The organism is Chryseobacterium sp. MYb7 (assembly GCF_002979455.1).
Taxonomy (GTDB): Bacteria; Bacteroidota; Bacteroidia; order Flavobacteriales; family Weeksellaceae; genus Chryseobacterium.
In genome coordinates this window covers 99,604-125,773 of sequence record NZ_PCOU01000014.1, presented here as the reverse complement: position 1 = coordinate 125,773, position 26,170 = coordinate 99,604, and the positions used below count along the sequence as shown (strand labels likewise).

Below are 26,170 nucleotides of genomic sequence, written 5' to 3'. Positions count from 1 at the left end.
AATATTACATGGATCAGCCTACATTATCTGGCTTTTTCTATTTTGTTCCTAAGAAAAATAAAAGTTTAAACAGGTTTAATATAATAAGAGCTTAACACTATTATCTAAAATCAATATAACCCTCAAATTAATTAACAATGAAAACTACCATATATTTATTTTTCACTGCATATGTATTGTGTTCATGTGGTGAAGTTAATTGTAATGACGTAAAAAAGGCGTATTATTCTGAAGAATACTATTTGGTAGCTCAAGAAATAGATATTGATCAAACTTGGATCAAAATAAAGGGTACAGTTCCTGTGAAAGAATATGAATCAAATATTATGGTACATAATAATTGGATTGATAATTCTAATGATGTTGAAGTTGGGGATACAATAATAAAGAAAAAAGGAGAATTGCCTCTTTATATTCATAAGAAAGATACTATCATTGTACATGATTGGTACTGTGACGGAAAACCCTATAAATAAAAATATATAAAGAGTTAGGAGTTTTTAGGAATTCAATTAGATATATTGGTCTATAGTTTTTCAACCACACGAAAGGATTCGTGCGGTAGCGGGGGAGCTAGAGGTTCTACTAAACAAAAACATCAAAATGGCCAGGCAAGAAAAAATAGAGATCAAGGGGGAGAAAAGGGAGATAGAAACAGAAGGCGATATAAATAAAATAATATGGAAGAATATTTTTTAAAGAATCGAAAAGAAAATATTATCGGTAATAGTTTTAAAGAAGGAAAAAATATAACAGGTATAATTTTTAATCCTGTGGACTACGTCTTAGACGGAATAAAATTCATCAATACCGAAAAGATTGAAAATATAACCGTGGAAACAAATAACTTTAAGGATAAGGTTATGGTGGAAAAGTTTCAAATGTATTTTGAAGAACTGCCAAAAAAAATATTTAAGGATAATAAAATTAGTAATTTTGAAGAATTATTTACAATTATACAATCCTTAGACTTACTATGTGAGCTATCACTTAGTGAAGAAGATGTGGTTTATATAGGTAAAATTATAGATGTTTATGAAGACTCTATCGATATTGATTTTTTTGATACTGAATGTAAATTAATGGATCAAGCATATGTTGAATATGAGGATATTACTACTGTAACAGTATTTTCAGATTATTTGAACACCCTATCCGAAGTGATGAAAAGTACAAAAACTAGTTAGAATAGAACCCCGCTAGCGCGAGCGTCTCGCTCGTGTCCACAAACAAAACAAAACCACTGCTTCAGCAGTGGTTTTTATCTTTTATCTGTTATTTTTCAAGCAACTTTTCCAGTCTGCTCATCATTTCATCCTTTTCTTTCAACATACGTTCATACAACGCAATTTTTTCTTCGTGAAGGGAAATTAACTTTTCCATTGGATGAAAGTTTATTGTACCATAGTTAAAAGAGTTACTAAAAGCATGCTCTCCAAAGGTATTAGAAATAATATTCACAGCCTGTTCCTCATCAAAATTTTGGAAAGCTTCTACGGGAATTTTCAGTACTTCGGATATTTTTTCGAGCAGTTGGTTTTCAATGGTTTCTTTTTGTTCAAGTAAAGAAATCTTCTTTTGGTTCCAGTCATCACCTAAATCAAGAGCCAATGCTTCCTGCTTTATTCCCAGCATTTCTCTAAAACGTTTTACATTTCTTCCCTGATGTATTTTATAGTCCATTCTTAATCAATTTGTGAAGATTCAAAGATAATACATTCTTTAAAGTAAAGGTTAAAAAATGTCCGGTAAAATATTTCTGTTATACTTATTAAAGTGCCGGGAACTACTTTATAAACTGTTTTCAACAGCTTTGGAGGTACGTGCGGTCACTACAATAAGTCTCAGCAGCCGCTCATTAATTTGCTATAATCATTTCGTAAACCGTCTCCAGTCACTAAAAAAGCCCCTCTAGCCACTATGATAAGCCTCTCCACCCACTTCATCAAGTGTCTATCGCCGGTTCAGAACTGCCTTCAGCCCCTTAACCAACGGCCTCTAGCCAGTTGTATAAGTCCCTCTAACCCCTTATCAAAGTGGTATCAGGCTCTTACGAAGTACCTATAGCCCCTTATGGAACTGGGTATACCCCCTTACCCAAGGGGGTAGAGGGGGTTGGTGAAGGGGGTAGTAACCCTATTTTTCAATAAATAGATTTGTGCTAAAACGGTACATATCAGCAAATTTTAATTTCCTAACTTTGTAATTCTCAATAACAATCAAAAAAGAAACTATGTCAATCACCAACGAAGATCAGATGGTCGGAATGCAAAAAGTAAGTGAAGCCGTTGCCTTTACCCTGAAGAAGATGATGGATTACGCTGAACCCGGCATGACCACAAAAGATCTTGATGAGTATGGTGCTCAAATACTGGAAAGTTTCGGGGCAAAATCTGCTCCTTATCTGACGTATGGATTTCCCGGCTGGACGTGTATCAGTGTGGATAATGAATTCTGTCATGGTATTCCCACTGATCAAAGGATTTTGAAAGAAGGTGATCTGATCAATATTGATGTTTCTGCAGAGCTGGATGGATATTGGGCAGATAACGGAGGTTCTTTTGTCATTGGAAAAGATATCCATGGACATCAGAAATTAGTGGAGGCATCCAAAGATATTTTAAGAAAGGCGATCAACAATATAAAAGGTGGTGTGAGAATAGCCGACATAGGGCATTTAATGGAAACGGAAGCAAAGAAAAGAGGCCTTAAAGTCATTAAAAATCTTGCCGGGCATGGAGTAGGCAGAAGCTTACACGAGCAGCCTGATGAATTGCTGAACTACAGAAACCGTTATGATTCCAGACGTTTTAAGAAAAACTCTGTCGTGGCCATTGAAACTTTTATTTCTACCGATTCCAATATTGCTGTAGAATTAAAAGACGGCTGGACGATGGTAGGAAATAAAGGCGGCTATATGGCTCAGCACGAACATACCATTGTAATTACCGACGGAAAGCCAATCATTTTAACCGAAATGAACGAAATCCTGAATTAAAAGAAACCACAAAGGCACGAGAATTTTATCATCATTCCTTGCTGAAAATCTCACATTGAGCGAAGTCGAAATGTTCTTGCGCCTTATAAAACAAAGCAATATTAAAAACCCTTTGCGCTCTTGCGTTAAAAACAAAATAATAATATACTAAAATCAGAAAGCTTCATCCAATCAACTTGTTGATTTCCTCTTTGCTCCCTTCTATTCAAGATTCACAATTAAAAATTTGCGTTAAAAATAACACGTAAAACCATATTATTCACGATCAAAACTCTTTCAGAATACTTTCATAATCTACTATAAAACCATTTTCCATCGTCCCTTCAATACGATATGTTTCAATATCCGTAATTCCCGTATAACTTCTGAAAACATCTTTGAGATAAGTCGAAATATAATCATTAGCCCCATTAATACTTCTTCCACCGGAAGCAATCGCGAGATATACTTTTTTATCTTTAAACTGTCCCACACGATTCCATTGTTCATCAAAAACATAAGTAACTCCTGCCCGGATCAGCTGATCCAGCCATGCTTTCAAAGGAGTGGAGAGCCCCAGATTAAACATAGGGGTTCCAATGACAATAATGTCGGCTTCACGTACTTCATCCACAATTGTATCGGCATACGAAAGAAGCTTTTTGCTTTGTTCATCATACAGTTCCGGATGTTTATAAAACTCATGGATTGACACTTCATCTGAGTGAGGCGGTGTATCTTTCACCAGATTACGTACCCTAATTTGGCTGATGGTGTTTTGCTGAGAGATTTTTTCAACGATCGCTGAGCTCAGCCCTTTACTATAAGACAATTCTCCTCTTGCGCTGGAAGTAATGTGCAGAATATTCTTCATAATATAAAATTTTTTCTTCATGACGATCAAAACTTATGGGAGGGGACAAAAATTAAGAATAATTGTTCAAAAGTATATTGATGATAAAGAGTACCTTTAAATGATCATTGTCAGTTGTAAATAGAATCAGTTATGATCAGCCAGAAACATTCCAGAGCCATTGAAACCATTACTCAGGTATTTGAAGCTAACATCTATCGGAAAAAAGAAATAATAGTAGATGTTGAGCAGGTTCACCGTGATTTATTTTATATCAGAAAAGGAGTTGCCCGTATTTTCTATTACGATGATAAAGCTATGGACCATACCCACTGGATTAGTTCTGATGATCATTTTATTGGTCTTTTTTCAAGTATATTATCAGCGAAACCGGTACAGTTTGGAATTGAAGTGATAGAAGATAACAGTGAAATATTTCGTTTACCTTATCAGAAGCTGTTGGAATTAAAATCAAAAAATCCGGAAATACAGCAGCTGATGGAAGATCTCTTTGCCGAAAGCTTAATCACCATGGGAGGCAGGCTGATAGACCGTCAGATAAAATCTACAGATCAGCGTTACCATGATTTTGTAGTTTCACATGCAGATTTACTTCAAAGAATTAATCTCGGATATATTGCAGGATATCTGGGAATGACCCAGCAGCAGCTCAGTAAAATAAGAGCACAGCGTTCATGATTCTTTTTTAATCCAGATTAAAAGAAAAGCTAAACTATCAACTTAATTTCGATGAAAGTTAAGTCATAAAGGCATGTCTGTATAGAATGAAAAGTGCAGGCATCTTGTTTTTCACCAAAAAATAATCATAATGAAAAAAGGAACATATCAATTACACGATGAAGCCAATTTTAACTTTCAGTTGAACTGCACCCTGATGTGGGGAGGAGGAGATCTGGAAGAGCTTAGAAGTATTGCTCCGGCAATCCGTACAACGGAAGACTGGGTAAGGGAGATGAAAACCCTTGCAGTAAGAGCAGAAGCCACTCAGCGGAGATCCAAAGCAATTGGATATTACAGAATGGCAGAATTTTTTGAAGCGGATGGATCAGCAGACAAATCAGAACTTTACACCAAATCAAAATCCCTGTTTTACGAAGAATATAAGGAGATTTTTAAAACAAAAATCAGAAGAGATGAGGTAGAATATGATAATGGAAAACTTCCTGTTTGGGTAGGTTTGCCGGGAACAGAAGTGAAGGATACCGTTATTATTCATGGAGGAAATGATTCTTATATGGAAGAATTTCTTCCGTTGGTTCAGCGGTTTTTATCAGAAGGAATTGCTGTTTATCTTTTTGATGGTCCTGGTCAGGGAGGAGCTTTAAGAGAATATGGAATTTATTATACCCATGAATGGGAAAAGCCTGTAAAAGCTATTTTGGATGCGTATCAGCTGGATGATGTGACCATTATCGGATTATCTTTAGGTGGAATGCTGGCTCCAAGGGCTGCTGCATTTGAAAACCGTATAAAAAGAGTAGTAGCATGGGGAATTATGCCGGATTTTTATGAAGTAGTATTGAGTAAAGTGCCTGAACAGCTAAGATTGTTGATGGATCTTGAAGATAAAGAGCAGGTAAACACTTTAATTCAGGCTAAAATGAAAGTTGATCCTTTGATAAAATGGGCAATCCAACACGGAATGTTCAGTATGAATGTAGATACCCCGTATGATTATCTTCACAATACCAGAAAATTTGAAATGCAGAGTATAGGGCATCAGATTACTCAGGACTTTTTACTGCTGGGCTCTAATGAAGATCATTTTATTCCTGTAGAGCTGTACAAAAAGGTAATCGATGCTTTACTCCATGTAAAATCACTCAGCTATAAAATGTACACGAAAAGTGATTCTGCTGAAAATCACTGTAATATTGGAAATACAGAGCTTGTCTTGGGTGATATTATTCACTGGATACTACGGGTGAAAAATAAGTAAAAAATAAATTCATATCAGCAATTTGTGTTAACATTATAAAGGCTGTTTCTTCAGAAGCAGCCTTTATAATTGCAGGTAAAATGGAAATCAGCCCGGATTTAAAATTGTTAAAGATCAAATACTTTGCTATATTTATAGGATCAAACCCATCACAAAACTTATCTGCTATGAAAAAATTTCTTTTAATCCTTTTGGGAATCATTGTTATTCTGGCTGCTGTAGTATTGATCAAAACCTACACTTATCCTTTCAAGAAAAATAATATTGGAGCAGGTGAAGGATGGAAACCCGTCAAAAATGACTCTGCTGTCATGAGATTTTCCGGAGGAATAAAAGTTCCTACCGTTTCTACAGGCAGTTTGGGTGAATTCAACTACGCACCGTTTGATCAGTTCAAAACCTATTTAAAAACATCTTATCCACTAGTTTATCAGAACACAGAAAATATTGAAGTAAACCAATATGGGCTGGTGTTCAGGCTTAAAGGAAGCAATCCTGCTCTGGAACCTATTTTATTCCTTTCTCATATGGATGTGGTACCTCCCGGAGATGCTGATATCAAAAATAATGAAGAAAATGTATTCCGTCCGGAGGATAAACCATTGGAACCCGTTTCAAAAGTAGCGGAAGACTGGGAATATGCCCCTTTTTCAGGTGCGGTTGCCAATGGGAGAATTTATGGAAGAGGAGCAATAGACATGAAAGGAATGCTTTTCTCTTTAATGGAGTCCATGAATTCTATGATTAAAAACAAACAGATTCCTCAACGTGATATTTATCTGGCTTTTGGATTCGATGAAGAAGTAGGAGGACAAAAAGGAGCAATTCAGATTGCTGATTATTTTAAGAAAAAAGGATTGAAGTTCGATGCTGTTTATGATGAAGGCGGATTAATTATGCGAAAAGGAAACGTGGCAGGGATAGATACGGATGTTGCCGTTGTAGGATGTGCAGAAAAAGGTTTTCTTTCCGCAAAAATAAAAGTAAAAGGATTGGGCGGACATTCCTCAATGCCACCTATGGAAAGTGCTATTGGGAAAGCTGCAGTGATCATGCAGCGTCTGGAAGATCATCAGATGAAACCTGTGATCACGCCATTAATCAAAGAATTTTTTAATAATATTGGAGGTGAAATGCCTTTTACAACAAGGATGGCACTCGCGAATCAATGGCTTTTAAAACCGGTATTGATTTCACAGCTTACCAAAAATAATACGACCAATGCTTTGGTAAGAACTACCACCGCTCTCACCATGATGAAAGGAAGTGATGGAACCAATGTACTTTCTCCTGAAGTGGAATTTGTGGTTAATTTCAGATTGCTTCCCGGAAATTCGGTGAAAGATGTTAGAGATCACATTGCCAAAGCGACTGAAGGTTTTGACGTTGAGGTAGAAGAAATTGATAATACCAGAGAAGCTTCTGCCATTTCGCCTACCAATACAAAAGCGTTTAAAATGATAGAAGCCGGAGTCAAAGAAATTCATCCCGGAGCTATTGTTACACCATACCTTACGATGGCAGGAACCGATGCCGGTAAGTATGAGATTGTAAGCAAAAACGTCTACAGATTTATGCCTATCAAGATCAACAGTGCCGAGCAGCAAAGTATCCACAGTACCAATGAATACCTTAGCATTGAAAATTATCTGAAGATGATTCACTACTTTGAGTATGTGATGAAAAATTATGATAAATAAACGTCAATGGTGAATAGTCAATTCGCTGCGCTTGTGAATTCTATTGCACATACATAGATTTTAACACAAAGTCCGCTAAGATATTTTAATGTTTTTAAAAACGATCGCAAAGGCGTTGCACTCAGCAATAGACGGATTGATGTACTAGCTGAACAAAGTGCCCTTGCGAACAAATAAAATCTACATATAATAAACCTTGCGAACTTTAGCGTTAGTAATCTTTCACAATTGACTTTGCGAAGCAAAAGTTGATCTTTCACGGAATAATCATCTAAAAATCTTTTTCACAAAAAATATATTGCGTCAAGTTTTGTCGCATTACGCATATAGCTTTGTCATATCAAAATTACAGAGCTATGGAATTACCATTTTACTTAAACTTTAACGACTTTGAAAGTAATTATTACGATAACCTTGAAAAATGGTTTGAAGAATATCATAATACGAGCGAAACAGATTATCTGAAAGCTCTTGCTGAACTTTACAGTCCGTATGTCTATTATAACTTTGCAGACGACATGCTAAAGCCGGATGCTTCCATCGAAGTGAAAGACTGCTTTTTTCCTTACCATGAAAAAATCGGGATTTCTTTCTGTATTGATTGTGAAAACGGAACTTCTCCATCCAATGGAATGAACCAGGTTTTTGAATTTAAAAATATTTCCATGATGGAATATGCCCAGTACATTCTGGATAAGATCAATAAGTTCTGTTCCAAAAATGCTCATGCTCTGGATGGCAGTAAAAATATCCAGGATTATATTAATAACTATGCAATCATTACATCCATGGAAGGAGTAGGATATTGTATCAGCTACAACCGTCATCAGAAAGCAATTCCTTTTTTGAAAGCTTATCTTCCGTATTATGGTCAGACAGTCAATATGGCCATATACAGAGATTTTCTTTTTTCTGTTGTTCAGATTGCTGAATTCATAGATCAGAAACTGAAAACGGTACACGCTTTTAAACAGACTATTTATGCACGCTCAAGGGCAGAAGCGAAATTCAATGTGCAGTTGAGCCGACAGTTTTTGACGTTGTGCAACTAAAATTTTACACCAAACATTCATACTTAATTATATTGCGGAAAACTTATGTTTTTCAAACAAAAATCCCGGTCAGTAATGATCGGGATTTTATATAAAATCTTATGAACACTCACTTAAGAGTATTATCTGTTTTTTCTATAAGGAATATTCCACACCAGATCAGCGGCCAGATAATGAACACCACCATGATGAATACTTCTGCTGCCTCTGATGAGGTCATCCATATAGCCTATATCCACAGTAAAAGGAGAATTGGGAATAGTGAACATATAATAAGCCGCAATACGCATTTCACGATACCCGAATGAATCCCATTTAGAATCCGGTTCATTGAGGTGATTTATAGAGAACAAAGCTTCTGCACTCAACGCCAGCTTTTGATTATTTTTAGGAGATAAATTATAGGTCAGCTGGCTTTTGATACGGGTTCTCATTTGGAAATCTTCTTCTACCTTATGAAAGTCTGCATCAAAAAACTTCCTGAATTCCTGTCGTACCGTATTTTTCAGTTTCCAATTTTTTCCAAAATCAAATGTGTAGGCATATCTTCCGTAAATCCTGAATTCCTGTTCTGTATTTTCCTTATCATAAGGAGCCGTACTTTCATATTGTGGCTGCCGGCGGTAACTCAAAGCATAACTATACTGCTGATGTGGAGCAAATGAATGATAAACTTCATGATTCAAGACGATGATAGCCTGTTTTGAAAATAGATTATGATTATCAGGGCTGCTTTTTCTCCCTATTGCGATGTAGCTTAATGCTTGTTTCTTTCCCAAGGAATCCAATTGTTGCTTCATTCCAAAAGCCCCCCAAAATGCATTGTTAGCGTCTCCTAAGCCAGGCGGACTGATCTGTGCGTGCATAGTGGCTCCTATACATCCCAATAAAAATAAACCTGCAAAAAATTTCTTCATGCTCAATAGTGTGGATAACTGTTTTAATGTTAAATGACTGCGAAACCATGAAATGAATATGAATATGAATATGAATATTGTTGAAACGCAGATAGAATATTTATTGATGGTAAAATTATAGGCTTTGTTCATAAATTGTTTATTCAAAATCTTTTAATACTGTTTAAAAACAAGACAAAATAAAGACCTGACTTAGGATAGATTTAGGAATAAAGCTTTTTGGACTAAATGATAATTGTTAGTAAAATATGGATAACTTATTAAGAACTTGTGGAAATGTGGACAAGTATTTTTAAGTTAATTATAAAACAGATTGATTTTCTGGCGTATAGATGCAATAATAAATTGCCACAATATAAAATACTGTGGCAATTTGGTTGTATGGACTGTTATTTACATTTAGTTCTGTCTTACTCCGCACATAGCATCCCATGTGGTCCAAAAATGAGCATTGATGGCTCCAATAGGAGGATTTGTGCTGTCTGCAACGATGCCTACCATAGAAGCACAGTTGGAATTGCAGCCTATTTCATTATGACTTCCCTGCTGTGGCGGAATCTGACGCCAGGTACCGGTAGATCCACTCAATAATTCTACTTTAATTTCAAAGATCCCTGAAAGATTAGGAGTCTGAATTTGTTTAGTCGGATTCTCACTTGAGATAAAGTCACTCCAGTTTCCCTGTGAGAAAGTTACACGCCATGTAGAAATCATTTTTGAGGTATCATTTTGTGGGGAAAGATACACCCAGAATTGTGCTCCGTTTCCAAGTACTAACTGACCTGAAGAATTTGCATTTACACTTGTTGATGTCATATCGATTTGGATTTTAGATGGTTAGGTTGTGTTTCAAAGTAACGAAGAACAGAGATTATATGGTATAGTATAAATAACCAATTGTAGGGGTTAGTAGAAATACTTAGGAAAAGATGAAAGGTAAAACTGAAGCCTGATTTGTATTAGTTGTTTTTGCTAGAAATATGACTATTAATTTAATACGTCGAGTTTTGTCGCTCTCATGATAGATATTTGTGTCAAGAAAAATCACATAATATAAAATGAAATACAAATGGATCTTCAGAATTATTTAAACGAAATACAGGATTTTGATGATGCTTCGCAAAAGCAGCTTTTAGCAGAATGGAAAGACGGAGCATTTTTGGATATCCCTTCCATGATGCAGCAAACTAACAGAAACTTGCAGGATTTTCTCAATACTCAAAGTAGTATGCCATTACCTAATCCAATGGGAGAAACTATAAGAGGAATGAGTAATGTGAGTCCGTTAGCAACTTATAAATTCTATAATCAAAATTTAAATGAAATTGCATCGAAATATTTTGTAGATGCCGATCCACCGGAGAAAGGAACATTTACTTATGTTTCGGATATTCGGAGTGATCTTACCCAATATATTAAAGATGTAAAAGATTTTTATTATTATGAGAAGCAGGATGTAGATCATTTTGCATTTAAAGTGATCCTTTTTTCCTCTACAGAGGCTACTAAACTTAAAGAATGTTTTGAAGTTTGTAAACCAAAAGGGAGGGAAGTTTTAATGTTTGTAGAAGACAACAAAGGAGACACTAGTGGAACATATGGAGCAATACGCTTTTCTGAAGAACTTTTACAATTTTTCACAAACAAAGACAAACAATATAAAAACTATAATTTTTTATCGTATGATCTTCAGGATAATAAAAATGTATATGAATATTTAATAAAATCTGTTCCCGGAATTACAGAAGAGCAACTTACTAGTCTTTTTCATAAAGGATATATTGAAGATAAAAGAATAGGTCTTATAAAAGATTTTTTTCAGCTTGCTTCTGCATTCTCCAGTGGAATGTCTTTTATTCCCGGTGTGTCATGGCTTACCAATGATGTAGCAAGAACAGCAATGAGTGTTATCTTGGGTAAAGCTATACAATTGATAGAAAAAAACCGATTGGAAGAAAACAGATGGCAGCCTAAACCTCCTAAAAAAGAAAACGGAGAACTGGATGAAAACTACCGTTATGAACCTCTTATATCCTCCGGAAAAGATGAAAACGGTACGGTAAATATTACTCAGATTGTAAAAATTCTAAAAGACATGTTGGAAGCGCAGAATTTTGTTCTGAGAAACGTTCTCTTAGTAAGAAAAGATTTTACCAGCAATACAAAAGCTACAGGCATTTTAGAATTTTTATATGCAAAGTATCTGGATTCCTATGATATAGCATTAGGTGTCATTAATGGTCTTGAAGATATTTCTGAAATAGAATTTCTTAAGCATGGTGCTCAAGCCTATAATGCATTACTTTGTGGTATATGGAACGGTTTGATAGATGCCGTTTCCGGTTTATTTGCTCTCGTAAAAATGTTTTATGATGGTATTACATTAGGAAAAGACTTTGTACAAAATATAGAAAAGTATCTGCCAACTCTTTTGGAACAATATGACGAAACTATAGAGGCTATAAAGAATATTAGTTTTTCCGAAACAGCTAAATATATATACACTAAACTCAAAGAAATAAATCTTACATTTGATCCTGTTGCCTGTGCATATTTTACAGGATATGCTTATGGTTTTATTATTTCATTGATTATTGAAATCGTTCTAACAGTTATTTTAACAGGGGGTACAGTAACAGTACCGTTAATTATAGAAAAACTGGAAGAGGCTATTTTCGGAATTTTCAGATTAGGCTGGGGAATTGCTAAAGGTGCAGCAAAAGCTGTAAGAACTTTTGCTAGCTTTATAGTTAAATCTATAGAGGATGTTATCAAAGGTTTTCAGGAATTGCTGAATTTTTTTAAAAAGGGATGGAATGAGATCAAGAGAGTGATTGATGAAGCGTTTGAAATAACACAAAAAGAATTTAAAGAGGTTAGAAAGAAAAAAAGAGTAGAACTTTTTTCAACAATTACGGGTAAACCGATTGATTTAAAGCTTCTCAAAAAACTTCAAAAAGAGTTTGAAGAGTTAGGGGGAGCTTTACTTCATAATGATGAATCTTTTGAATATATTGCCTCCAGAGAAAAAGTTGAAGGTGTAGCTATAGAAGCTATAACATTTAATGAAGAATTAATACTCCTTAATAAAAGTGCAACAACTTCGGCTGTATATGAGGAGTTAATTCATGCTACACAATATAGAACAGGGAAATATGATAACTGGGCTGAGAAGTTTGGTAATGAAATTGCAAAAAATCTTATGGAAAAAGAAGCTGCTGAGGAATTAATTGAAAAGGCAGTTCAATGGAAATTACCTGATGAAGAAGTAAAGTTGGTAAAAGAAAGACTAGAATTTTTTAACGAAGAACTTAAAATATTGGGATATGAAAATTAAAGTTGTAAATGTTTTTAGATTAAACAATCCTTCAAAAATTATTTTTGATGTAGAAATTATCGAAGGTGAGAAACTCATTAAAGAACAAAAATTTGTAAATTCAGACAATAATCTAGAATTTACAGTTCATTCTGTAGGACATGTTAATCCTCCTGTAAGTAGTTTTTATCCATTGATCGTAAATATTAATTCTACCGACATTTCTAATTATAAAAATAAAATTTTTATAATGAAATAATTAATAGAATCCACCTCTTATTTCAATATGAGGTGGATTCTATATTTATTTGTTTTTATCTGAATATCTTTTAGTTAAGATATTTTAAAATAAATAATTATGATAGAAGATCCACAATCCTTTGAAAAAAATAGAAGAACAAACCTTTAAATCGAATTCACTTCTGAAATATTGTAGGAAGTGGATTTAATGAATTAATTCTAAAATCAATGTTAATATTACTGTTGACTAAGTAAAAATGAAAAAAATAATAATTAAAGAAAATAGTCAAGATATTTTGTTGGCATTAAAGGTCTTATATTCTAATCAGTGTTTATCTTCATTAGAAGATGTTGCTGAAAAGTTAGAATTATATAGAAAAAATGATTTTGTAGAAATTATAGCTGATGAGAATAAAGTTATGGAGTCAAAAAAAATGTTGGACTCATTAAATATTAGTTATGATTTTGAATAGATTATTTTAAAATTAAAAATAATCTATGCTAGCTTTGCTATATCATAATTGTTATATCCTATTTAATGTATTATGAAAACAAAAAAATCCTGTGCTAAACCAGCACAGGATTTCTGTTTTCTTGCAGAGAGGAAGGGATTCGAACCCTCGATACAGTTACCCGTATACTACCTTTCCAGGGTAGCTCCTTCAACCACTCGGACACCTCTCTTTTTGAGATTGCAAAAATAGTGTATTTTCTTTAATATCCAAATTATTCTTACAATTTAATCCGTAATTTCTCCACAAAGGCTTCTGGTGAAATTATCAGCGAAGCTTCCGGTGTAGCTTGGATTATCAATAAGGTGCATTGCTTTGGTAATTGCAGTTTCCGCAGTCATGTCTCTTCCACTGATCGCGCCGATTCTGGAGAAAATATTACTGTTTTCATACTTTCCGAATGAGATACCTCCTGAAATACACTGGCTTACCACCACAATTTCAGTTCCGTTATTTCTGATTTCCTGAAGCGTTTCCTGTGTTTTTGCACTGCTGAAAATGGTTCCGGAACCAAAAACCTGAAGAATAAGAACCTTCATTTTAGGGATTTCTTTGAAATGGCTCAGATGCATACCCGGGAAAATTCTCCAGAATAAAATATCTTCGGAAATATGTTCATCCACATGAAACTCTATTTCAGGATTGCAGCGGAACAGGTTGTCTTTAATAATATTCAAATGAACTCCGGATTGCCCTAAAATAGGGTAGTTCGGACTTGAATAAGCGTCAAAATACTCCGCAGAATATTTCAATGTTCTGTTTCCTCTTAATAATTTGTACTCAAAATAAACGGCGACTTCCTGAATAACTGCTTCATCATTTTCATAAAGACTGGCATAATAAAGGCTGGTCAGAAGATTTTCCTTCGCATCCGTTCTCAGATCACCAATAGGAAGTTGAGAGCCTGTCATGATCACTGGTTTTCTTAATCCTTTTAGCATAAAACTTAATGCTGATGCCGTATAAGACATGGTGTCTGTTCCGTGAAGGATCAAAAAACCATCATAATCATCATAATTTTTTTGAATATAATTGGCGATTACTCTCCATTCTTCAGGACCCATATCTGAAGAATCCAATGGTTTGGCAAAAGGATGAACAAAAACCTCACATTCCATGAGCTTCATTTCAGGCATTTTTTCAAAAATATTACCAAAATCAAAGGCACGGAGACTTCCGGTTTCATAATCTTTTTCCATTCCGATGGTTCCACCGGTATAGATGAGCAGGACTTTTCGCTTCATGTACAATTTTTAATTAAGAATTGGAGCCCGATTAGGGTTCATAGGTCAAAATTACGTTAATTTGCAAAGATTTGAAAATGAATGAAACGCTTATCATGAAATTTTATGAAAATAAAATGGAAATTGCAGACGTTTCATAGGGCTATTGAAAAAATAACTGAATGCGGATGAAAAACTTAGCGCAAACTTACGAATATTTAAAACAGTTTTTAACCGAAGAAAGACTCACGAAAATTGAACATTTTTCCCAGGAAAGTTCAGATTTTGTACTTCCTGTTGTAGAGGATGTTTATCAGTTTCGAAATGCAGCAGCAATTGTACGTTCTGTGGAAGCCTGCGGTTTTCATAAAGTAGTGGCTTTGCAGGAAGAATATAGTTTTGAACCCAATCTTCGGGTAACAAAAGGAGCTGATACATGGGTTGAGGTGGAGAAACTTCCCAGAAATATGGAGTCTTTTCAAAGCATTAAAGACAGAGGATACAAAATAGTAGTTGTTTCACTGGAGAACAATGCTAAAATGCTGCCTGAATATGAAATTACAGAACCTATTGCTTTGGTTTTTGGAACTGAAATGGAGGGTGTTTCACAGGAAATTTTAGATTTTGCCGATGAGACACTGGCGATTCCTATGTATGGTTTTACGAGAAGCTTCAATGTTTCTGTAGCGGCTTCCATCTGTATGTATGAGCTGAAACAAAAACTGATAAAATCTGATATTGATTATAAACTGAATGAAGAAAAGCTTTTAAGAATGAAAATCCTTTGGACAGTTAATTCAATCAGGAGCGGACAGCAGATTTTTGAAAAATATCTGCGAGAAAATAATATTGATTGGAAATAATGAATGAGAAATAAAAAAGAGAAGATTCAACGTCTTCTCTTTTTGTTTTTTTATATCATGTTGTAATAATTCCATGCGGCTACAAAAACGCCTGCAGTTTCTGTTCTGAGTCTTTGATTTCCGAGTGAAACAGCTTTTACTTTATTGTCTGCCAGAAATGCAATTTCCTTTTCAGAGAAATCACCTTCAGGACCAATTAAAAAAGTTAGCTGTTCCAATTGAGGAATATTTTTAAGGTCAATTCTTTCCAGATTTTCATGACAGTGCGCTACAAAAGTATTTTCCGGATCAACGTTTTTCAGGAAATCCGTTAGTTTTACAGCATCGTTAATGACCGGGAAATGAAATCTAAGACTTTGCTTAGACGCGGCAACAGCCTGTTTTCTGATTTTATCAATATTGATATTTTTACGCTCAGTTTTCTCCGTTACAATAATACTGATCTCAGAAACACCCATTTCCACAGCCTTTTCTACAAAGAATTCGATTCTGTCTATATTTTTGGTAGGAGCAATTGCAATATGAAGTTTCGGATTGAATTCCGGTAGGTTTTCTTTGATCTCAGAAACTTCAATACCAGCTTTCTTACCTTCTATAATCAGTTTTCCGGAAGCCAGATTTCCTTTTCCATCTGTTACATGAATATCTTCACCATCTTTCATACGAAGAACCTTTACAATATGTTGCTGCTCTTCATCGTTGATGATCACTTTTTGATCTGCTATTTCTCCGTAAAATAATTTCATATATCCTGACTTATAAATGCAACTCCTGTTTTGATGGTTGTATAGATGTCTGTATCACACTCTCTGTAAGAACACATGTATATTTCTTCTATCCAGTTATTGTTAATGAAAATCAGATTTAAATATTCCTGTTTTCTTAAATTATTTTTGATCGATAAAAAATCTCCTTCTTTTGGAGTGTAAGGAAAACTAAAAACATGCTCAGAATTAATTAATTGTAAAACTTCATCTTTGATATCCTGAATATATCCTGTCTCAGAACTTCCGCCGTTAAACTCTGAAAAAGTTTCTGATCCCTCGTGTCTTCCTGTGATCGTTTCTAATACCCAATAATATTTAGAATTCTTTTTAGAATGGGTTCCCAGTATTTTTTCTTCTAAGAGTATTTTCATAAATCATATTTTGCTGTTGCGGAAGTTCTCAAATCTGTAAATTCTCCCCGCTCAAATTTCAGCTTCGCTACCATGGCAATCATGGCTGCATTATCTGTTGTATATTCAAATTTTGGAATGTAAATATCCCAACCCAGTCTTTCTTTATTATCTTCCATGGCTTTTCTAAGTGCAGAATTGGCAGAAACACCACCTGCAATGGCTACCTGATTTACATTGAGATCTTTGGCCGCCTTTTCAAGCTTATTCATCAGAATTTCAATAATGGATTTTTGTACAGAAGCGCAAAGGTCATTAAGGTTTTCTTTGATGAAATCCGGATTTTTTCTTACTTCTTTCTGAATGAAATACAACACGGAAGTTTTAATACCACTGAAAGAATAATCATAATTTTCCAGCTTAGGTTTGTTGAATTTAAAAGCATCAGGATTTCCTTCCTTCGCAAGCCTGTCAATGATTGGTCCGGCAGGGTAGTCAAGGTCAAAAATCTTTCCGATTTTATCAAAAGCTTCTCCTGCTGCATCATCAATAGTTTTCCCGATGATTTCCATATCGAAATAGTCTTTTACCAGTACAATCATCGTATGTCCTCCACTTACGGTAAGGCACAAGAAAGGAAAGGTAGGCGGCACAGGATTTGCATCTTCGATGAAATGGGCCAGAATGTGGGCTTGAAGGTGATTTACTTCAATCAAAGGTACATTCAGGCTCATAGCCAAAGACTTAGCAAATGATGTTCCTACAAGAAGAGATCCTAAAAGTCCCGGTCCGCGAGTAAATCCTATAGCAGAGATAGCATTTTGTTGTATATTTGCTTTAGAAAAAGATTTTTCAACAACGGGGATAATATTTTGCTGATGGGCTCGTGAAGCCAATTCAGGGACAACGCCGCCATATTCTTTGTGGATGGCCTGGTTCGCGGCAATGTTTGAAAGAATAGAATTTCCCTTGATGATAGCTGCTGAGGTGTCGTCACAGGACGATTCAATACCTAAAATTATAGAGTCGCTCATAATAATGGCAAAGTTAGAGAATAATAACGAGAATGAGAATAAAAAATCTGTAGCTGAAAACCTAGGGGATCAGGTACAGAAAACTGTTGAAAATGTAGAGGGGAAAGTAAGGGAAACAGTAAAAGAAGCATCTGAGCTGGCCTCAGATGCCATACATCATCCTGTGGAAACAGCTGAAGAGTTTGGTAAACAGGCTGTGAAGGATGTTACCAGCTATACCTGGTGGGCAAAACTTCTCCTGATTCTCTTCTGGCTGGGTATTTTTCTTGTGGGCGGAGTTCTTATTGCCATCAATCTTCCGGTAACGAAACAATGGGCAGCAGATCAGGCTCTAAAGCTTGTTAATAATGATTTTAAATCTGGATTTACCACAGAAAGTGTAGACGTTAATTACTTCGGTGATGTAACGATAAAAGGTTTAAAAGTAAAAGATTATAAAGGATTTAATTTCATTACAGCCCGCGAGTTTCGGGCAGATTCAGACTGGATATCTCTGGCAGTAAATGCCATCTCAGGAAATAGTAATTCTTTAAGCTTTAACTCTCTTGCTCTTGTCAATGCTGATGTGAAAGTAATTACCTATAAAGGAGACAGTATCTCAAACTTTGTCAGATTTGTAGACCTGTTTGACAACGGGAAGAAAAGAGACCCGAAAAAACCTCCTTTTCAGCTGAATTCCAGAATTCAGATTATTGATTCTAAAGTTTCCATCGTCAATGAAAATTCTCCCGGAGAACAGGGAAAATGGCTGACAGCAACTAAGTTCAACTTAAAAGCACCGAACGTAAAAGTCAATGGCCCGAATGTTTCGGCGTTGATCAATAATATGTCATTCGTAACCTCAAGATGGGGAAAATCCCATTTTGTGGATACTTTTTCAACAGAACTGTCTCTCACGAAGCAGTTTTTGTCGTTAAAAGACCTTACACTGAATACAGATCATAGCTTACTTCAGGGAGATATTAAATTTAATCTTCATGACGGATCCTGGGCAGATTTTGCAGATAGGGTGCGTTGGGATATGAATATCCAGCAAGGAAGCCAGCTAAGCGGTTATGATATCAGTTATTTTGTAACGAACTGGGATAATATCAAGCCATTCAATCTTGCAGGGAAAATGACAGGACCTTTGAATAAATTCCATCTGGAAAATTTCCTGATCAGAAATCCTGACGTTAATATTGCAACCAAAACAATGAAGGTTGATAATCTGTTGAAAGGACATTTTTCCATAGAAACAAAAGATCTTTCCACAGATTTTACCTACAAAGATTTAAAAGCAATGATGCCTTCTTTTATCTCCAAAAAGATGAAGAACTTTGCGGACGACTTTGGGAAACTAAAATATAACGGAACAGCCAAAGTAAATCCTGATCAGATCTATGTGGATAACGGAAACTTAATAACCGGAATAGGGCAGGCTAAAATATCCAAGCTTACCTTAACAGGCTACAGCACTGCAATGCCAAAATATTCTGGTTACCTTGATGTAAAGGATCTTAACACCTCTGTTATTACAAAAAATAAAACAGTGGGCTTGATTTCAGGTAAATTTGATCTTAACGGGCAAAGCTTTGATGTCAATACGATGCGTCTGACCACTAAATCTCAGATTGCAAGTGTTGAAATAATGGATAAAACGATCAATAATCTATACCTTGACGGATTATTGGATCATAAGAAATACAACGGATTGATTACCGTTAATGATGAGCAGGCAAAAGCTACCATCAAAGGATTAATAGATTTCAGTACTTCAAGGGTTTCCATGGATGTGAATGCAGATGTCACTTACCTGAACATGAACTATTTTACCAATAAACCCGGCAGCCAGGTGGTAAGCGGTCAGGTTGAAGGGAAAATGGCCATGTCTTCTATCAACGATCTTACTTTAGATGTGAATGCCAATAATCTGAATTTTGCTACGGCAACTCAAAAATATAATATCCCGAATGCCAAATTAAAAACTTTTGTAGAAGCGGGAGGCCGTGTGATTGATGTAGATGCTCCGGGAGCTGCTACCGGTAAAATATCAGGAAGATATAGTCTTGCAGACCTTGCCGGAATGGTAGAAAACGGAGTAGGAAGAATCCTGGTAGGACCACCGCCGAGAAAGCTATACCGCGGACAGAATTTTGCCCTGAAATTTGATGTTCAGCAAGGATTGGTCAATTATTTTTTACCTGAACTAAAATTGCCTCAGGGAGCTGTTGTGGAAGGAGAATATAATGGAGATTCAAACAATCTGATTCTGAATCTGGATGCAGCCTCTCTGAAATATATGATGACGAAAGAGGAAGAAATTACAGAGGCTGATAAGGCACTGGCATCTTCCAATCCTGATTATAAAATTAATGACCGAAAGAATATCAACAGAGACAGTGCAATGGTGGATAGTGTTAAGGTTAGAATTAACACAGCAGATCTTAACCAGCAGTTGTATGCAAGGATCAACAGGGTTCTCTATAATAAAAATGTGATCAAAGACTTTGAGCTGAAAGGGAATAATGAGAATGGAAATACACTTCATTTAGCAACTACATTTAAGCATGGAAGTCCTGATGATGAGTTGAATGAGAAGCTTAAAGAATATGCCATTAATGTAGATCAGTCTACTGATGCGGCTGGCGACTATGTGTTCAGATTTGAACCTACGGAAGTAAAATTCAATGAGGTAACCTGGGCAATAGATACAAGCCCGGAACTGAACCATTCTATTACCTATAGAAGGAACACCGGAGACTTTGATATCAGAAATCTGAGAGTATATTCTGATAAAAGTGCCTTATTTATTAAAGAAGCACAGTTTAAATCAGCAAAAGACTTTTATGTAGATGCCGACATCAATGATTTTGCTATAGAAAAACTTCTGGAGATGCAGTCCGGAGGAAATACAATGGATATAAAAGGTCTTGCTAACGGAAGCGTCAAGATCAAAATGGATAAAAGTACCCTGCAGCCATTGGTAGATCTTAATATTGATGCTATTAAGATGAATGGTAATGATATGGGAGATATCTCTATTTCTGCTACCAATGGTTTCTCACTGAATGTTTATGATATTGATGTAAAAGTGCACTCTGCAGGAGTTTTAGGCAATAACAGCCTTAATTTAACGGGAACGGTTAATAATAACACTTCTTCTCCAATCATTGATCTTACCGCAGAAATGCGTGATTTTGACCTGTCATTTACACAGCAGTTCGTACAGACTATTTTCGGGAACCTTCGCGGAAAAGCTACCGGAGATCTTAAAATTAACGGAAAACTGAATAACCTGGATTATAATGGTGATATCGCGTTAAAAGATTTTGGATTAAAGCTTTTATTTACAGGAGTAGATTATTCTTTTGATGATACAGTGATACAGCTGACCAAAGGGCTTGCTATCCTTAACAATATTGAGGTACACGATGGAAGAACCAATTCCAAAGGGAATGTCTCTGGGGCGATTCAGTTTGAAACCCTTTCTTCAATGGGGGTATCTCTCGTAATGAGAGCAGACAACCTTTTGATGTTAAATACTACCCAGAAAGATTTTGACCTGTTCTGGGGTAGAGTTTACGGACAGGGAGATTTGTACGTGGATGGACCTGTTTCAGGATTGAGTATCACAACTCCCAATATGAAAGCGCTTAACGGAAGTACCTTTACCTTCAACTCCAGTTCCACTTCCAATGTTGAAGAATTTAAAATGCTGAGGTTCCTGAAAGAAGGAAAAGACGGTTTAATTACCCTGGAAGAAAAAAAGAAAACCGGAGCCAATATGAATATTGATTTCAATCTGGCTGTAGATAAAGGAACTACCGTAAATGTACTGGTAGGAGATGATGTTGGAAATATTACCGTAAAAGGATCTGCCGATCCGCTGAGGTTCCATATGAACAGACAAGGGAATATTGCCATGAGTGGTACCTATAAAGTAGATAACGGAACATTTGTCTCTAAGGCGATTCTTAATAAAACGTTCCAGATTGAAAGAAACAGCAGCATCAGATGGGATGGTGATGCGATGAAGCCGACGTTGGATATTAATGCTAACTATATAAGAATGGTTTCCAATGCCGGAGAATATCTGAGTATGGGTAAATTACAGCCTATCAGTATTCTGTTGCAGGCTCACATTACCCAGTCGTTGGTAGACCCTCAGATTGATCTTAATGTGACGGCTATGGATGTTTCCAGCCAGGTAAGAGAAACCCTTGCTGCAAAAATGAGCCAGGAAGGAGAGAAGGTTCTTCAGTTTGGATCTGTATTACTATTGAGTACTTTCAACGTATCAAATACAGGTGGAGTGGATGTAAATGTAGGAAACGTAGCAGAATCTTCAGGGTACAATATGCTCTTGAAGCAATTAGGTTCGGTACTTAATACAATGAGTAATGAATTCCAGATTGACCTTAATTATGTAAAAGGAGATCAGAATTCCAACTTTGGAGACAGAGCCAATGCCGGAGTAAGCGTAGCCCTTTCCCCAAGAGTCAATATAAAAACCGGTTTGGGTATTCCACTATCCAAAACAGATGGCGCACAGAACAACTATTTGTCTACAGAAGGCTCTGTAGAGTACGACTTATCGAAGAAGAATGATGGTACGCTGGTAATACGTGCTTATTCCAAACCTACGAACATCGGAATGGTGAGTACAAACGGTTCTGCAAATCAAGCCTATGGAGGAGGGGTAGTGTGGAGTAAAAGCTTCAATTCTTTGTTTAAAAAGAAGAAAAAAGACAAAAAAACTACAGATGCAAAAGGTGAAATAAAAACAGATTCTATAAAATCAAATGCTAAATAATTAGAATATTTTAATGATTTTTATCATCTGTGTTAATTATTGTTAATATTTGATATGTATTTCTTAGTTAAATTATTTTTCGTAAATTTGCAAAAAATACATAGGTTTTTTAAAGAAATTGTAATTTAACTAATATGAACTATCAACTGGACGAAATAGACAAGAAGATTCTTGATTTCTTAGTAGAAAACACAAGAATGCCTTTTACAGAAATTGCAAAGCAGATGGATGTTTCTGCTGGAACAATTCACGTAAGAGTGAAAAAGATGGAAGATGCAGGTATTATTTTGGGATCATCTCTTAATATCGATTATGGTAAGCTTGATTATCATTTCACAGCTTTCATAGGTATCCTTTTGACAAAATCAAACCGTACTCAGGAAGTATTGAAAGAATTGTCAACTTTACCTAACGTAATCGAGGCTAGCGTTATTTCCGGAAAATATAATATTTTCTGTAAAGTAAGAGCTAAGAATACTGATGATGCTAAAAGAATTATTTACCAAATAGATGACATTCAGGATGTAATGAGAACTGAGAGTATGATTTCTATGGAAGAATTCTTAAGTGACAAAAACAGACTGATCAACGCTATCTCTGTGTAAGTCAAATTTTAAACGAATAATTATAAAAGAACTTATGAAATCTCTCATAAGTTCTTTATTTTAGTAGGTATGGAAGAATACAGCTATTTTGACGAAGATCCGAAGAAGGGATGGGGATTTGTACTGGCATTTGCAGCTTTAATGTTGTTTACCATAATGGGATTGGGAATTGATGTGGATGAATATCTGCAGCATGAATATCTGCAGATTCCAAGATGGTATTTCTATGTTATTTTTTCAATTGACGTGCTGATGATGATCGGATTGGTACTGATGTTTTTTTACCGAAAAATAGGGATCTTTATGTTTCCTGCTTTACTGGTACTGCACTTCTTTATGCATAATTACTATCTGTCTACATTTTTGTATACGGATGTTACCAATCTTTTCCTTTTCACGGGATTCGGTATGCTTGCCATTATCCCGAAATGGAAGTTTTTTAAATAAGAACATAATCAATATGTACTCACATAAAAAACCGCTTTTAAATCCTATTTAAAAGCGGTTTTTGAATTAGATAAGTTATACCAAATAGATTAAAAAAGCTCTTAAAAATAAGTTCAGAAGCCTAATAAAATGCCTTGTTATTGTTTACTCAGAAAACACACCCTGAAAAAAAGATTCTAACGCCGTATTTTCATCCAGTCCAAACTTCTTCTTCAGACGGTATTTGGTCATCCTTACACTTTTGGGTTCTACACTAAGAAGATTGGCAATCTGTTTTGTATCCATACCAAGATAGAGGTAGGCACAGTATTTCAGGTCTAAAGTGGTCAGTTTTTGTTTTGCCTTTTCATTGATGTTTTTAAAGAAGTCCGGATGCAGTTCCTGAATCGTAAATCTGATCTTTTCAAAATCATTATCTACACGGTTTTCTCCCCTTACAACCTGATGAATATTGATGTCCGTATCAGAAAGCTGGGTCTGAAGCTGTTGCAGAACCTCATTTTTATGCTGAATATGAAGCTGGCTTGCCAATACCTCACTTTGAAGTTTTTGCTGTTGAAGCGTAAGAAGTTCCTGTTCAGCTTTTAATCTGGCTTGTTCTTCTTCCTGAAGTTTGATCTGCATTTCGGCTTCATGCTTTTCCGTATCAAGCTTATTTTCCCTTTCAATAGAATAACGCAGCTTAAAATGATAAGAACGGAACATAAAAAATGCACCAATTAATCCGATAATTCCCAAACTGATATACAGTAGTTTTTCTTTTTTCAGGCTGGCAGTTTTCTCGGTGAGAGCTTTAAGTTCCGATTCTTTTCTCTGGGACTGATATTGGGCTTCAAGTCTTTTGGCGGTTTCAGCCTGTCCTTCATCAAAGAGAAGATTACTGTATTCCGTTACTTTTGATTCATATTCAAAAGCTTTCTGATAATTTTTTTGTTCAGCATAGAGCTTGGCAAGATCTCTCACTACGTTGATCATCACATGGTAATAAACCGGCTGCTGAGTGAGAAGAATCTGTTCAGCTTTCAGAAGATATTGTTCAGCTAAAGTATTATTATGATCTCGTGTAGCAAGATTGCTCAAAATACCAAGTGCCCCTGCCTGCATACCCTGATTGAGAGTCGTATGTTGGGTAAGAGTCAGGATCTCGTTAGCATTATTCTGAATTTCAGAACGGATTTCCGGAGTCATTACAGGATAATTCAGATAATAATTAATAAGATTCAACAATGCCATGGCCTGCACATGTGCTGAAACATGTCCCGGAAACTGGTGATACAGGGCTCCTGCCTTTTTGCACATTTCTATTACGGGTTTCAGATCTTTCAGGTCACCTGTTTTTTCATATTGAAAAGAATAACATACAGCAAGGGCAGAATAGGCAGAGCTTAATAAATTTTTGTTATCAGATTTTTCAGCAAGATCGATGGCTTTTTTAGCATATTTGGTAGCATTTTCAGCATCGTTCCATTCCGTGTAAATTCCGTAAAGGATATAATTTAGCTTGGCATTCAATATTATTTCCGAAGACTGTTTTTCAACAAGTGGAAGTGTTTTTTGAATGAGTTTAATGGTGTTTTCAGGCTTGCCTAACGCGTTGTTATAATAAATATTCAGATAGCTAGCGTACAATGAAGCTATTTTATCATTACTCTTTTGAGCAATAGCATTGGATTCATCTATGAGGGAAGGCACTTTATCGTACTTAGATTGATTTAGCTTAATGATTCCTTTTTGGGTCAGAGCTTTTACCTGTTCAGCATAGTTATTTTGCTTTTGAGCAAGTTCCAGCTGCTGCTGAACATATTTTTCAGCTGTAGGATACTGATCACTTACTCTGTAATATTCGGTAAGCTCATTGTAAATTCTGAATTTTTCTGCAGTTGAAATATCATTTCCGCTCAATTGGTTTTTAAGACCATCAATCAATGTATTCTGTGCGGGATATAAGGTGCAGATAAAAAGTATACAATAGATAAGTAAGTACTTTAATTTCATAGGGTGAAAGTACAAAAATTGTAGACATTCGTCAATTTTCTATCTAAAAAAGTGTATAGATGGAGTGTGTGTAAGTTGTTGTTAATTAGTTTGTTGTTTGTTTTTGTAGACGTTTTGTAGTCATTGGTATTTTGAGTTGAAGGTGTTTTGTAGTTGCAGAAATGAAGTCTGGAATATTTTTCTGATGCAATTTTGAACCAGAGAAAATCAAAGAATATTAATTAAAATTTTACAGCTATGGACAACAAAGCATTATCTATTGTTTCTTACATTACCCTTTTCGGGTGGTTGATTTCTTTTGTTATCGGAAAAGAAAAATCGAACAGTCTTTTAAAATATCACCTGAAGCAGTCTTTAGGATTGATTATTTTTTCGATTGTACTCTCCATTATTCTCAATATCCTGATGATGGTCACCAAAATCGGAATTCTTGGGATATTTGGGTTTATTCCCTTGGTATTGATGATCATCGGAATCATTAATGCAGCCAATAATGTTGAAAAACCTTTACCATTGATCGGGAAAATGTTTGAAGGCAAGTTCTCTTTCATTGGATAATTTTTG

At 35.5% G+C, this 26,170-nt stretch carries 24 protein-coding genes and 1 tRNA gene; 15 read left to right on the top strand and 10 right to left on the bottom strand.

Annotated elements, in window-relative coordinates; all coding sequences use genetic code 11:
• Positions 1–137: 137 nt before the first annotated feature.
• Together CQ046_RS12975 and CQ046_RS12970 are read left to right on the top strand one after the other, a co-directional pair.
• Positions 138–476 (top strand): hypothetical protein, encoded by a 339-nt coding sequence (locus CQ046_RS12975; RefSeq protein ID WP_105702644.1) that lies wholly within the window; start codon positions 138–140, stop codon positions 474–476.
• A gap of 204 nt (positions 477–680) precedes the next feature.
• Positions 681–1,187 carry a hypothetical protein gene (locus CQ046_RS12970; protein WP_105702643.1) on the top strand — a complete coding sequence of 169 codons (507 nt, stop codon included), beginning with the start codon at positions 681–683 and terminating at the stop codon, positions 1,185–1,187.
• An 88-nt stretch (positions 1,188–1,275) separates the two neighbouring features.
• Here the strand turns inward: CQ046_RS12970 and CQ046_RS12965 are convergent, their stop codons facing one another.
• Positions 1,276–1,683, bottom strand: coding sequence for a helix-turn-helix domain-containing protein (locus CQ046_RS12965; RefSeq protein WP_105702642.1), 408 nt, complete (start codon positions 1,681–1,683; stop codon positions 1,276–1,278).
• Positions 1,684–2,233: 550 nt separating this feature from the next.
• On the opposite strand from CQ046_RS12965, the gene map reads away from it, so the two are divergent.
• Positions 2,234–2,998, top strand: coding sequence for a type I methionyl aminopeptidase (gene map, locus CQ046_RS12960; protein ID WP_105702641.1), 765 nt, complete (start codon positions 2,234–2,236; stop codon positions 2,996–2,998).
• A gap of 265 nt (positions 2,999–3,263) precedes the next feature.
• Here map and CQ046_RS12955 read toward each other — a convergent pair whose 3' ends face one another.
• Positions 3,264–3,851 (bottom strand): FMN-dependent NADH-azoreductase, encoded by a 588-nt coding sequence (locus CQ046_RS12955; RefSeq protein ID WP_105702656.1) that lies wholly within the window; start codon positions 3,849–3,851, stop codon positions 3,264–3,266.
• A gap of 132 nt (positions 3,852–3,983) precedes the next feature.
• Between CQ046_RS12955 and CQ046_RS12950 the strand changes: the two genes are divergently transcribed.
• The 4 genes from CQ046_RS12950 (at position 3,984) to CQ046_RS12930 (ending at position 8,542) form a co-directional block, all read left to right on the top strand.
• On the top strand, positions 3,984–4,529 hold the full coding sequence (locus CQ046_RS12950) for a Crp/Fnr family transcriptional regulator (RefSeq protein WP_105702640.1): 546 nt from the start codon (positions 3,984–3,986) through the stop codon (positions 4,527–4,529).
• A 130-nt stretch (positions 4,530–4,659) separates the two neighbouring features.
• The gene (locus tag CQ046_RS12945; RefSeq protein ID WP_105702639.1) at positions 4,660–5,790 is read left to right on the top strand and encodes an alpha/beta hydrolase; all 1,131 of its coding nucleotides are present in this window, start codon (positions 4,660–4,662) and stop codon (positions 5,788–5,790) included.
• A gap of 167 nt (positions 5,791–5,957) precedes the next feature.
• Positions 5,958–7,490 (top strand): M20/M25/M40 family metallo-hydrolase, encoded by a 1,533-nt coding sequence (locus CQ046_RS12935; protein ID WP_105702637.1) that lies wholly within the window; start codon positions 5,958–5,960, stop codon positions 7,488–7,490.
• Positions 7,491–7,846: 356 nt separating this feature from the next.
• On the top strand, positions 7,847–8,542 hold the full coding sequence (locus CQ046_RS12930; protein WP_105702636.1) for a hypothetical protein: 696 nt from the start codon (positions 7,847–7,849) through the stop codon (positions 8,540–8,542).
• 122 nt (positions 8,543–8,664) lie between these two features.
• Here the strand turns inward: CQ046_RS12930 and CQ046_RS12925 are convergent, their stop codons facing one another.
• Positions 8,665–9,459 (bottom strand): DUF2490 domain-containing protein, encoded by a 795-nt coding sequence (locus CQ046_RS12925; RefSeq protein WP_165790514.1) that lies wholly within the window; start codon positions 9,457–9,459, stop codon positions 8,665–8,667.
• A gap of 399 nt (positions 9,460–9,858) precedes the next feature.
• A complete protein-coding gene (locus CQ046_RS12920; RefSeq protein WP_047373642.1) occupies positions 9,859–10,275 on the bottom strand; it encodes a hypothetical protein in 417 nt (138 codons plus the stop codon).
• 253 nt (positions 10,276–10,528) lie between these two features.
• On the opposite strand from CQ046_RS12920, the gene CQ046_RS12915 reads away from it, so the two are divergent.
• From CQ046_RS12915 to CQ046_RS12905, 3 genes are all read left to right on the top strand, one after another.
• Positions 10,529–12,796: a hypothetical protein gene (locus CQ046_RS12915; RefSeq protein ID WP_105702634.1), complete on the top strand. Its 2,268-nt coding sequence runs from the start codon at positions 10,529–10,531 to the stop codon at positions 12,794–12,796.
• The gene (locus CQ046_RS12910) at positions 12,786–13,034 is read left to right on the top strand and encodes a hypothetical protein (RefSeq protein ID WP_105702633.1); all 249 of its coding nucleotides are present in this window, start codon (positions 12,786–12,788) and stop codon (positions 13,032–13,034) included. Before CQ046_RS12915 ends, CQ046_RS12910 begins: the two co-directional genes overlap by 11 nt.
• Before the next feature lie 238 nt (positions 13,035–13,272).
• Entirely contained in the window at positions 13,273–13,488 is a 216-nt protein-coding gene (locus tag CQ046_RS12905) for a hypothetical protein (RefSeq protein WP_105702632.1), read from the top strand.
• A gap of 124 nt (positions 13,489–13,612) precedes the next feature.
• Here the strand turns inward: CQ046_RS12905 and CQ046_RS12900 are convergent.
• Both CQ046_RS12900 and CQ046_RS12895 read right to left on the bottom strand, forming a co-directional pair.
• Positions 13,613–13,699, bottom strand: a tRNA-Ser gene (locus CQ046_RS12900).
• A gap of 55 nt (positions 13,700–13,754) precedes the next feature.
• Positions 13,755–14,771 (bottom strand): asparaginase, encoded by a 1,017-nt coding sequence (locus CQ046_RS12895; protein WP_105702631.1) that lies wholly within the window; start codon positions 14,769–14,771, stop codon positions 13,755–13,757.
• 161 nt (positions 14,772–14,932) lie between these two features.
• Here CQ046_RS12895 and CQ046_RS12890 point away from each other — a divergent pair, with 161 nt between their 5' ends.
• Positions 14,933–15,613: a TrmH family RNA methyltransferase gene (locus CQ046_RS12890; RefSeq protein WP_105702630.1), complete on the top strand. Its 681-nt coding sequence runs from the start codon at positions 14,933–14,935 to the stop codon at positions 15,611–15,613.
• 50 nt (positions 15,614–15,663) lie between these two features.
• Here the strand turns inward: CQ046_RS12890 and CQ046_RS12885 are convergent, their stop codons facing one another.
• Genes CQ046_RS12885 through tsaD form a run of 3 tightly spaced genes read right to left on the bottom strand, consistent with a single transcriptional unit; the run spans position 15,664 to position 17,764 of the window.
• Complete coding sequence (locus CQ046_RS12885; RefSeq protein ID WP_105702629.1) at positions 15,664–16,359, bottom strand: RsmE family RNA methyltransferase; 696 nt, start codon at positions 16,357–16,359, stop codon at positions 15,664–15,666.
• On the bottom strand, positions 16,356–16,751 hold the full coding sequence (locus CQ046_RS12880; RefSeq protein WP_105702628.1) for a hypothetical protein: 396 nt from the start codon (positions 16,749–16,751) through the stop codon (positions 16,356–16,358). Before CQ046_RS12880 ends, CQ046_RS12885 begins: the two co-directional genes overlap by 4 nt.
• The gene (tsaD, locus tag CQ046_RS12875) at positions 16,748–17,764 is read right to left on the bottom strand and encodes a tRNA (adenosine(37)-N6)-threonylcarbamoyltransferase complex transferase subunit TsaD (protein WP_105702627.1); all 1,017 of its coding nucleotides are present in this window, start codon (positions 17,762–17,764) and stop codon (positions 16,748–16,750) included. Before tsaD ends, CQ046_RS12880 begins: the two co-directional genes overlap by 4 nt.
• Before the next feature lie 4 nt (positions 17,765–17,768).
• Here tsaD and CQ046_RS12870 point away from each other — a divergent pair, with 4 nt between their 5' ends.
• The 3 genes from CQ046_RS12870 to CQ046_RS12860 all read left to right on the top strand — a co-directional run bounded on the left by CQ046_RS12870 (position 17,769) and on the right by CQ046_RS12860 (position 23,611).
• The gene (locus CQ046_RS12870) at positions 17,769–22,559 is read left to right on the top strand and encodes a translocation/assembly module TamB (protein WP_105702626.1); all 4,791 of its coding nucleotides are present in this window, start codon (positions 17,769–17,771) and stop codon (positions 22,557–22,559) included.
• 134 nt (positions 22,560–22,693) lie between these two features.
• A complete protein-coding gene (locus tag CQ046_RS12865; protein ID WP_034696982.1) occupies positions 22,694–23,164 on the top strand; it encodes an Lrp/AsnC family transcriptional regulator in 471 nt (156 codons plus the stop codon).
• Positions 23,165–23,233: 69 nt separating this feature from the next.
• On the top strand, positions 23,234–23,611 hold the full coding sequence (locus CQ046_RS12860) for a hypothetical protein (protein WP_105702625.1): 378 nt from the start codon (positions 23,234–23,236) through the stop codon (positions 23,609–23,611).
• A 144-nt stretch (positions 23,612–23,755) separates the two neighbouring features.
• Here CQ046_RS12860 and CQ046_RS12855 read toward each other — a convergent pair whose 3' ends face one another.
• On the bottom strand, positions 23,756–25,606 hold the full coding sequence (locus tag CQ046_RS12855) for a helix-turn-helix transcriptional regulator (protein ID WP_105702624.1): 1,851 nt from the start codon (positions 25,604–25,606) through the stop codon (positions 23,756–23,758).
• A gap of 237 nt (positions 25,607–25,843) precedes the next feature.
• Here CQ046_RS12855 and CQ046_RS12850 point away from each other — a divergent pair, with 237 nt between their 5' ends.
• Entirely contained in the window at positions 25,844–26,164 is a 321-nt protein-coding gene (locus tag CQ046_RS12850) for an import component protein (protein ID WP_105702623.1), read from the top strand.
• Positions 26,165–26,170 lie beyond the last annotated feature (6 nt).

What these genes read in the sequence shown, in the direction of transcription:
- CQ046_RS12935 (WP_105702637.1), top strand. Translation starts at nt 5,958, where the DNA reads ATGAAAAAATTTCTTTTAATCCTTTTGGGAATCATTGTTATTCTGGCT.
- CQ046_RS12970 (WP_105702643.1), top strand. Translation starts at nt 681, where the DNA reads ATGGAAGAATATTTTTTAAAGAATCGAAAAGAAAATATTATCGGTAAT.
- CQ046_RS12890 (WP_105702630.1), top strand. Translation starts at nt 14,933, where the DNA reads ATGCGGATGAAAAACTTAGCGCAAACTTACGAATATTTAAAACAGTTT.
- CQ046_RS12955 (WP_105702656.1), bottom strand. Translation starts at nt 3,851, where the DNA reads ATGAAGAATATTCTGCACATTACTTCCAGCGCAAGAGGAGAATTGTCT.
- CQ046_RS12965 (WP_105702642.1), bottom strand. Translation starts at nt 1,683, where the DNA reads ATGGACTATAAAATACATCAGGGAAGAAATGTAAAACGTTTTAGAGAA.
- tsaD (WP_105702627.1), bottom strand. Translation starts at nt 17,764, where the DNA reads ATGAGCGACTCTATAATTTTAGGTATTGAATCGTCCTGTGACGACACC.
- CQ046_RS12895 (WP_105702631.1), bottom strand. Translation starts at nt 14,771, where the DNA reads ATGAAGCGAAAAGTCCTGCTCATCTATACCGGTGGAACCATCGGAATG.
- map (WP_105702641.1), top strand. Translation starts at nt 2,234, where the DNA reads ATGTCAATCACCAACGAAGATCAGATGGTCGGAATGCAAAAAGTAAGT.
- CQ046_RS12910 (WP_105702633.1), top strand. Translation starts at nt 12,786, where the DNA reads ATGAAAATTAAAGTTGTAAATGTTTTTAGATTAAACAATCCTTCAAAA.
- CQ046_RS12885 (WP_105702629.1), bottom strand. Translation starts at nt 16,359, where the DNA reads ATGAAATTATTTTACGGAGAAATAGCAGATCAAAAAGTGATCATCAAC.
- CQ046_RS12860 (WP_105702625.1), top strand. Translation starts at nt 23,234, where the DNA reads ATGGAAGAATACAGCTATTTTGACGAAGATCCGAAGAAGGGATGGGGA.
- CQ046_RS12865 (WP_034696982.1), top strand. Translation starts at nt 22,694, where the DNA reads ATGAACTATCAACTGGACGAAATAGACAAGAAGATTCTTGATTTCTTA.
- CQ046_RS12870 (WP_105702626.1), top strand. Translation starts at nt 17,769, where the DNA reads ATGGCAAAGTTAGAGAATAATAACGAGAATGAGAATAAAAAATCTGTA.
- CQ046_RS12915 (WP_105702634.1), top strand. Translation starts at nt 10,529, where the DNA reads ATGGATCTTCAGAATTATTTAAACGAAATACAGGATTTTGATGATGCT.
- CQ046_RS12855 (WP_105702624.1), bottom strand. Translation starts at nt 25,606, where the DNA reads ATGAAATTAAAGTACTTACTTATCTATTGTATACTTTTTATCTGCACC.
- CQ046_RS12930 (WP_105702636.1), top strand. Translation starts at nt 7,847, where the DNA reads ATGGAATTACCATTTTACTTAAACTTTAACGACTTTGAAAGTAATTAT.
- CQ046_RS12975 (WP_105702644.1), top strand. Translation starts at nt 138, where the DNA reads ATGAAAACTACCATATATTTATTTTTCACTGCATATGTATTGTGTTCA.
- CQ046_RS12950 (WP_105702640.1), top strand. Translation starts at nt 3,984, where the DNA reads ATGATCAGCCAGAAACATTCCAGAGCCATTGAAACCATTACTCAGGTA.
- CQ046_RS12920 (WP_047373642.1), bottom strand. Translation starts at nt 10,275, where the DNA reads ATGACATCAACAAGTGTAAATGCAAATTCTTCAGGTCAGTTAGTACTT.
- CQ046_RS12880 (WP_105702628.1), bottom strand. Translation starts at nt 16,751, where the DNA reads ATGAAAATACTCTTAGAAGAAAAAATACTGGGAACCCATTCTAAAAAG.
- CQ046_RS12905 (WP_105702632.1), top strand. Translation starts at nt 13,273, where the DNA reads ATGAAAAAAATAATAATTAAAGAAAATAGTCAAGATATTTTGTTGGCA.
- CQ046_RS12945 (WP_105702639.1), top strand. Translation starts at nt 4,660, where the DNA reads ATGAAAAAAGGAACATATCAATTACACGATGAAGCCAATTTTAACTTT.
- CQ046_RS12925 (WP_165790514.1), bottom strand. Translation starts at nt 9,459, where the DNA reads ATGAAGAAATTTTTTGCAGGTTTATTTTTATTGGGATGTATAGGAGCC.
- CQ046_RS12850 (WP_105702623.1), top strand. Translation starts at nt 25,844, where the DNA reads ATGGACAACAAAGCATTATCTATTGTTTCTTACATTACCCTTTTCGGG.